Here is an 8,446-nt window from a genome sequence, read left to right as displayed (position 1 = left end):
GGAGTAAAGACTTCCTTTAAATCTGGAATACTTTGAACATAATACTCGGAATTTCCTATATACTCGATGATTGTTTCATTATTTATTACTTTACCATTGATGATGACTTCTAATTTTTTTTGAAGTATCGCAACAAAGAAGCTATCACATACACTTTTTAAAATCTCTTTTTCATCATTAAACTGTTCTCTCAAGAATGGAATAATAATTTTTAACCCTCTACTATCTTTTCTAAAAATTTCATGAAAATTATTTGTAAATGGATAAAACTTCGAAGTTTGAGTGTCGACCTTTTTTGCATCAGTAAAATAACCTGTAGAACGATAATAATTCCCCTCAAATTTATGCTCAATTAACTGGACAGTTCCACCTAGATGTTGATTTCCATCTTCATCACAGTTAGCAAAATACATCATATACAGATCCGACGCTGCATTTGAAGCTATTTTCCCTATTCCATGAGAACCGCCTCTTTGGCTTTCTAAATTAGCATCATTTTCTACTGTGTGAACACCTTTGTTGTATGCATATATACTCCAAGTATCTTCGGTGCGATCACTTTGACCGTTCAGCGCTCCTTTTAATCCCTTTGTGTTACTATCTTCAAATGAAATGTAATTGACAATCTCATCAGCCATTTTGTTTTCCATATGTTTTATCGTCTCTATGGTGTATGTATTACGACCTTTTAGACAATTAATTCTATCTTTTATTCCATCTAACCCCGGTATGAACTGTTGATTAATTGAACCCGTTTCTATCTTTACTATTACAGGGTCACTAGAGCCAGGTAATTTCCCATCTAAGGAATTTTGAACATTTTCTCTTACAAGGCCTGAAATACCAAAATTATAAAATCTTTCTAATACTTTATTAAACGTAGATTCCTCAATATAAGGAATTTGCGAAAACTTCCATAAATCGCTCATACTAATCCCCTTAACAATATTTATTTCTTACATTAAATAATAAAAACAATCCCTATAAAATCACTTTAAGTAATTCTCTCTCCCAAACTTAATTATACTTTGGTAAAATCACTTCAAAAAAAGACCAAGGATCACTCCAAGGTCATTAGATGTTTTTCTTAAATGCTTTTCCAAACGGTTATAGCTAACTTTGCCAACTCTTCTTGCCTTTTATTTATCTCATTCTCATCCCATTTCTTATATTCAGATAGGTCTTTTGAAATCTTAATACTACTTTTCTTATAAACTTCTAATTTTTTATCAAATGTTTTATTAGAAATCTCTCTATTATACTCTTCGCCTAATAAAGTAAGATTTCCAAGTCGCCACAAAAACTCCTCATGAGTATCTTTTTCAATTTTCCAATGTCCTGGCTTTTCTGGCATGATATGTTCAATATGAATTTTATTATTATCCTCAATAATTGCTACTTCATTATTAAAAAGTGAATTAATTTCTCTAAATATATAACGAATAATAGGTTTCTTAGTAATTTTTGCAATTTTAAATGCACTCTCAAATTCAGCATTTGAAACTTGTAATTTCTTTATATTAAATAAAATCTTCTGTAAATCCTGTTCAAGATTTTTAGAAATATCTAAAGCAATGTCTGCAAAAAGCATTTCGTATTTATTTGCTACTTTACCTGAAATAATAACGTTTTTAAAAATCAAGACTTCAATTTGTCGAACTACTAATGAAATTGACTCTTCATCATAACCTTTATTTAGCATGGCTAATAATATAGGGTAAAATGAACTAGCGTTAAATGTCTTCAAATTACTTAAACTGTTATTTAACTTTTTATTACTAAAGTAATTGTTTCCATCTTTATTACTCATAGAACTGTAAAGCGGTGCTAACTTCTCTAATTCACTTATTAAGTTAATACATTTTCTTTCATTATTAATCTTATTCTTAATTCTCTTATATAAAGATACTGTCCTTGTGAATTCTTCTTTTGAATTCCAATAATGGCGAATAAACTTTGTAATATCTGCGTTATCTAAGGTAAATTGCATTTTCTCCCATTTACTCTTAACATCATCAATTTGTGTTCGTGCATTTTTAAAAATATGATTCTTTAAAAGATCCGATGTTTCTAACCCCTTACCTCTTGCATTAAGAGACTCAAATATTATAAAAGCTTCCTCTAATTGATTTGTTTCAACATACATCACTTTAAAATTATTAACAAAACAAAAATAGTAATCATTTATTATATTTAACTTATCTTCTGATGTTTCTGCATTAGCCATTTCACTTGTTAATTTGTTATAAAAATAATTATATGCCTCATATATTCTTTTTTGAGATTTTGAATTTGGTTCCTCGGGCTCTGCATCTGTATCAATTTGTATATTATTCATAAAATAATGCTTATCTTTATTAGCTAGTTTTAATCTTAAACCATCTTTCTGCTCAGACCATCTTCCAATATATTTAATTCGAATGTCTTCAGAATTTTCTCTTGCCATATAGTTTTTATTATTCATAAAAATTGATTCGAACAATCTATTTAAAACACTTAAGAAAATTACTGACGTAGTACTTCTCTGTTGACCATCAATTATATAGCGTTTATTATCATCTTCATCATTATGAACAACAATTTGTCCAAAGAAATGATCTTGCTCATCACCATCAATTAAGCTTTTTAAATCTAACCAAAAATCATCAATTTGAATTTCTTCCCACGAATATTCTCTTTGATAATCAGGAATATAGTAAATATTATCCTGCAAGAATGAACCTATACTTTTAAAAGAAAAATTATTAATTGCCACTTTGATTCCCCTACCCCTAAAAAATATTAACCTCTTCTTAATTATATTTCAAATTAAAGAAATATTATTAATATTAGTTTTAAAATAACCTTTCTAATTATACAATAAAATTTGAGTTATTAATCAATAAAAACGTTCTATATAGATCCAATTGTTTCCACTTCTGATTACTTTTTTCCATCAAAATAAAAAAGCCTTCATTAGAAGACTAAAACGCTCAAATCTTATTTCTCACACCCACCAACATCCTGGTTCTCCTAAATGCTTGACACCCTCTTTTGCAAGATAATCTTATACTTTGATTACCAATAATATAAACATTAAACTTGCATTCTTCAAATATATGTATTTGAAGTTCTCTATAATAAAAATTCGCTTGAATTCATCTGTATATGAATTTTTCACAGGCACTTATCCTTTTTATATGAACTTAACTTTTATTCAAAAATCCACCTAAAAAAATATTTCACAAAAAAATAATCAAAAAAAGTCTATTAATCTATCTTTAATACTAGTAAAATATTCTTGCAATACAAAATATTTTGTCGAAAGGTGGAAAACGTGTGATTAGAAAGAATTCAAAAAACATTAAGAAGAGACTGTTTAATGGTTCTCTAGTAGCTGCGCTAGCCATTACAATGGCTCCTCTAAATATTTCTACTCAATCCGTGAAAGCGGATACAAACGAAAACATTCATGTTCAATTATTAGGCATCAACGACTATCATGGTCAGCTTGATACTTGGAGATCTATTAAAGATTCAACTGGTAAAGTAGTTGATTACTCTGGTGGTATCGAGTATTTAGCTGCATATTTAAAAGAAAGAGAAGCTACTAACCCTGCGAATACGCTTATGATTCAAGCTGGTGACCTTGTTGGGGCAAGTCCTCCAGTATCTGCATTATTACAAGACGAGCCTACGATTCGTTTTATGAATGAACTTGGATTTGACGTTGGTACAATCGGTAACCATGAATTTGATGAAGGCGTTGCTGAAATGAAGCGTCTAATCTATGGTGGAAGCAACCCGAAAACAGAGAAATATGAAGCAAAATATGGCAAGTTTACTGGTTCAACAATGGACTATGTAGTAGCAAACGTAGTAGACGATAAAAATGAACCTATTTTACCTCCATATGTAGTAAAAGAAGTTGGTGGAGCTAAGATTGGATTTATTGGAGTTGTAACAACTGAAACGCCAACGATTGTATCGCCAAAAGGTGTTGAAGGTGTTAAATTTACGGATGAAGTTGCGGCTATTAACAAATATGCAAAAGAATTAACGGATAAAGGTGTTAAGTCAATTGTCGTTCTTGCACATAATCCTGGTTCTTCTCTAGCAGACGGATCAAATGCAAGTGGAAGAGTTGTCGACATTGCAAATGCAACAGACGCATCAGTTGACGTGATTTTTGGTGCACATGATCATAAACTTTTAAACGCAAAAGTAAATGGTAAGCTTTTAGTACAATCATGGTCATATGGAACAGCATTCTCGGATGTTGAATTAACAATTGATCCAGCTACACAAGATATCGTTGAAGCAAAGGCTGAGGTTGTTGATACACTACATAGCAAAATTACACCTGATGCAAAAATTAAAGCTGAGCTTGATGGTTATCAAGCCGATATCAAACCAGTTACAAGTCAAGTAATGGGTGAAACAGCAGATATTTTAACAAATGCAGCTAATCCAAGTGGTGAGTCAGCACTTGGTAACTTAATTGCTGACGGAATGAAAGTAACAACAGGCACAGATTTTGCATTCATGAATGCTGGTGGTATTCGTAACCCACTACCAAAAGGGACAATTACTTGGGGAGATTTATTCAAAGTTCAGCCATTCGGTAACGATTTAGTTACGATGAAGATTACTGGAGAGCAAGTAAGAGCTTTATTAAATCAACAATTCAATGCTCCTCCAAGTTATAACAAAATCATGGCAATCGCTGGTCTTCAATATACTTGGACTGATAAGAATGATTACGGTAAGAAAATACTTGATATCTATCTTCCAGATGGTTCTAAAATCGATCCAACTAAAGAATATTCAATCACTGTAAATAACTTTATGGCTGATGGTGGTGACGGCTTTACTGTCCTGAAATCTGGGAAAGATCGTGTGACAAGTTTGGTAGATTTAGATGCATTTGTTAATTATTTCAAATCATTTAAAGGACAAGTAAGCTCAACTGTTGAAGGTAGAGTTCAACTAGTAGAAGTAACTCCGGCTACTCCTGTTGTTGGTGAAGTGACAAACAAATCAACAAAAGTAACAGGTAAAGCTTTTGCTGATGCACTAGTTAAACTACAGGCAAATGGAAAAGTAATCGGTACAACTACTGCTTCTAAAGAAGGAAACTTTACAGTAGACATTCCAGTTCAAAAAGCTGGAACAACAATTAATGTCATTGCAAGTGACGCTAAACTAAATGTAAGTAATGCACAAGTTAAGGTTAAAGATGTTATCGCGCCTGCAAAACCAGTAGTGAATCAAGTAGACGACAACGACTTGAAGGTTTCTGGAAAAGCAGAAGCAGGTACAACAGTAACTGTTAAATCTGGTAAAACTGTAGTGGGCACAGCAAACGCTAACTATAAAGGTACTTACACAGTGACATTAACGAAAACTTTAAAAGTAGGAACTACCTTATCTGTAACTGTAGTAGACAAAGGTGGCAATACTAGTCCTACAGTTAATACAAAAGTAGTTGACAAAACTGCTCCAACTGCACCTGTATTGGTGACAAAAGTAACAAGCACTACTACTAGTTTAGTAGGTAAAGCAGAAGTAGGTTCTTCTGTACAATTAAAAGTTGGTAAGAAAGTTTATAAAGCAATTAGCAACAAAAAAGGATTGTTTACTTTCAAAATTTCTAAACAAAAATCTGGTACAATCCTGTACTTCACTGCTAAAGATAAAGCCGGTAATGTAAGTAAAGTAACAAAAGTAGTCGTAAAATAAGCAAAAAGAAAAGACCCTGAAAACTAATTTCAGGGTCTTTTTGTACTTAAACCAGGCTTCGAAATATGAAACACATCTTTACGTAAAACGAGCCACGTTTAATCGTGACTCTTTTATCTTTAAAATGATGGTAAGTTACTCAAATTATTCGACGGATCACCATCTGGATACGAACGAAGCGTTTTATGTTGATGCCCTCGTGTTGTACCTGTGTTTACATCTTCAATTAAATCCTGCTCTGCCATGACAATGGCTTGTTCGATTGTTGCTGTTTCGCCATTTTGGAACTTCACTTCCGCTATGTCCCCATCACCATTTTTTCGGACAGCCACGATTTGTAATTTATTAGGGTCAATATGATGTTCGGGATTTCCTTCTCCGCGATTTTGAAAATTCATTTCGCGCACCTCCAGGTAAGGTATTCAAGTCTAGTATGGATGGAGGCTGTAATATTTATTCTTTTTCTTTACACTCATACTTATTGGAAGTATTTATTAGCATAAAAATAAACCCTCTTCTACAATGTAAAAGAAGGTTTGTACACTATCTCAATTATCATCACAAGGCATTGTTTTCGGATTCAACTGACTCTCAATTGATCGATAATTATATAAATTACTATAATCCGTAACAACTTTAGTCTCTTCTAATTTTAGTAGCTTTTCTTCTAAAGACATTTTTTCATCTGCACTTAGTTTTCCTTCTTCAGATAAAACTGTAATCTCTTTTAGTAGCTCCTTAATTTGTTGATCACGGTTTTCTTTTTCTTGCTCTTGTTGATAGATGCTCATCTTTGTGTGAAGGATCGCATTTACTAATTCATCAGCACCACCGGAAATTCTATTTAAGATTAACAGCTGCTCATTTAATATTTTATTATCCAAGTCATATGGATATCTTAGCTGATGATCGATTTCGCTCCACCCTTCTTCGAAAATCGTTCGTACTTGTATTTCTGCTAGATAGTTCACTTTTGTCATTTGCGATTTGATGACATAGTGCCAAGATCTGTAGCCGGCATCGTGCACTAAAAATTGAAAGTTTTCTTGATCAATATATTGTTCATTTGTTAAATCACCAAGACGATGATAGATTGTCGCTTTTTCATGTAAATTCCAATTCATTCGAATCGTTTGGTCGATGTCTGCAGCTTGATGTTTGTATAAATGTAGTGCTCTTATTCCAATTAAATCCCCTATTTCGGACTTATAATTTGATACATTTATTTCATATGTAGGGTCGCTTTTTTTCCCTTTAATTGTTTTTCGTATGATTTTTTCAATCAGATGTTCAGGATATTTTATTCTCGATTTCACTGTATGAATTTGAGGATTTTTCCGAAGTATTTCTGATATAAATGAAGCGACTGTTTCAAGATTTGGTATTTCAGCTAAGTAATCCTGATATATGTCAATATAGTTGGCCCATCCTAAAGCATACTGCACAAATTCTTGTTCATCTATTTTATATTTTTCAAAGAATCTTTTTTGATTTTCAATTAAGTCCATACATTTTCTCCTTATAAAAACAATTACATTTATCCATATCCTACCATATTTTATATATTAGCATACTTCATCTATGATAACTTCTCTATTGATCCATCTCAATTCTATTAAAAAATTGTAAAAATTGGCTACTATCTATCAATCTGTCTAATCAAAACTAAAAATATTGAATATTTATAGTATGAAGAGAAAGGGGGAATGATCCTTTTGGCAAAAAAGATAGAGGTAAATGTTGAATTCCACTTTCATATTGGCGACAATATTGAACAAAGAGCTGAAGGTGGCGGCCAGATCCTAAGAAACGTTGGTGCAAATGCTAACCAAGGCGGCCAAATAGCTGTCGACCATAGCTCAACAGCAAATAATAGATCACAATTTGCGGATGGCAATGGTAGAAGTGGTATTGCTGGTAGAAACAATGATGAATTAGGTGGTCAACAAGGTATTAAAGTCCGTGATAGTAGAATCAGAGACAGTGTATTAGAATCTACTGAACAACATAACGAAGGTGCTGAAACTCTGGAAGAGGCAATGGAACAATTTAGACTACCAAGATTGTCCAGAATTAATAGAAGCCAAAGTTAAGATATTTGTATGAAATTGTAAGGACATATACTTTTTACATCTTAGTTGGATACCTTACATGGGCCAGATTAACATGGTACAGTTCATCGTATCATGTTAATCTATGATTTCCTAAAATTTTAAAGATACATATCATTACTACTATCGTTCACTGTACAGATTCGAAATAAAAAAGCACCCCCTATCACCAGATAGAGGGCACCCTTCTTTTGCTTATTTATGCTATTTTATTGATATTAACTTTTTTCCCTTCCTTCAACTGCATCTGATATTCAGCAGTTGCGGTGAAAAGTACATCTGTTGATGAATTTAGAGCAGTTTCAAAGGAATCTTGTAAAACACCTATGATAAAGCCTACACCAACTACCTGCATGGCAACATCAGTTGGAATTCCAAATAGACTACAAGCTAGAGGAATCAGTAATAAGGAACCTCCAGCAACTCCTGAAGCTCCACAAGCACATACAGCTGACAGAACACTTAGGATGATTGCTGTAGGGATATCTACATGAATTCCAAGCGTGTGAACCGCTGCAAGAGTCAACACAGAAATTGTAACTGCTGCACCAGCCATATTGATGGTCGCACCTAGTGGAATTGATACAGAATATGTATCTTTATCTAAACCTAGT

General features: G+C 32.6%; 6 protein-coding genes and 1 pseudogene. 2 read left to right on the top strand and 5 right to left on the bottom strand.

Annotated elements, in window-relative coordinates; all coding sequences use genetic code 11:
* Both V7056_RS13050 and V7056_RS13045 read right to left on the bottom strand, forming a co-directional pair.
* Positions 1–929, bottom strand: a pseudogene (locus tag V7056_RS13050) (hypothetical protein); the annotation flags it as partial.
* Between the two features lie 158 nt (positions 930–1,087).
* Positions 1,088–2,755 (bottom strand): DUF262 domain-containing protein, encoded by a 1,668-nt coding sequence (locus V7056_RS13045; RefSeq protein ID WP_499702562.1) that lies wholly within the window; start codon positions 2,753–2,755, stop codon positions 1,088–1,090.
* Positions 2,756–3,342: 587 nt separating this feature from the next.
* On the opposite strand from V7056_RS13045, the gene V7056_RS13040 reads away from it, so the two are divergent.
* On the top strand, positions 3,343–5,721 hold the full coding sequence (locus V7056_RS13040; RefSeq protein WP_499702580.1) for a bifunctional metallophosphatase/5'-nucleotidase: 2,379 nt from the start codon (positions 3,343–3,345) through the stop codon (positions 5,719–5,721).
* Positions 5,722–5,840: 119 nt separating this feature from the next.
* Here V7056_RS13040 and V7056_RS13035 read toward each other — a convergent pair whose 3' ends face one another.
* Positions 5,841–6,119, bottom strand: a complete 279-nt coding sequence (locus V7056_RS13035; RefSeq protein ID WP_499702561.1) for a DUF3892 domain-containing protein — start codon at positions 6,117–6,119, stop codon at positions 5,841–5,843.
* Positions 6,120–6,269: 150 nt separating this feature from the next.
* Positions 6,270–7,229, bottom strand: a complete 960-nt coding sequence (locus V7056_RS13030; RefSeq protein WP_499702559.1) for a RelA/SpoT-related domain-containing protein — start codon at positions 7,227–7,229, stop codon at positions 6,270–6,272.
* A gap of 207 nt (positions 7,230–7,436) precedes the next feature.
* Here V7056_RS13030 and V7056_RS13025 point away from each other — a divergent pair, with 207 nt between their 5' ends.
* Positions 7,437–7,814, top strand: coding sequence for a hypothetical protein (locus V7056_RS13025; RefSeq protein WP_499702557.1), 378 nt, complete (start codon positions 7,437–7,439; stop codon positions 7,812–7,814).
* A 217-nt stretch (positions 7,815–8,031) separates the two neighbouring features.
* Here the strand turns inward: V7056_RS13025 and V7056_RS13020 are convergent.
* Positions 8,032–8,446, bottom strand: a 415-nt coding sequence (locus V7056_RS13020; RefSeq protein WP_499702555.1) for a cation:dicarboxylate symporter family transporter, incomplete at its 5' end; no start/stop codon positions are given.

This window comes from Bacillus sp. JJ664, from assembly GCF_036962205.1.
GTDB lineage: Bacteria > Bacillota > Bacilli > Bacillales > Bacillaceae_G > Gottfriedia.
Note: the sequence above shows the minus strand (reverse complement) of the source record. Positions and strands in the feature narration are given on the sequence as shown.

What these genes read in the sequence shown, in the direction of transcription:
- V7056_RS13035 (WP_499702561.1), bottom strand. Translation starts at nt 6,119, where the DNA reads ATGAATTTTCAAAATCGCGGAGAAGGAAATCCCGAACATCATATTGAC.
- V7056_RS13030 (WP_499702559.1), bottom strand. Translation starts at nt 7,229, where the DNA reads ATGGACTTAATTGAAAATCAAAAAAGATTCTTTGAAAAATATAAAATA.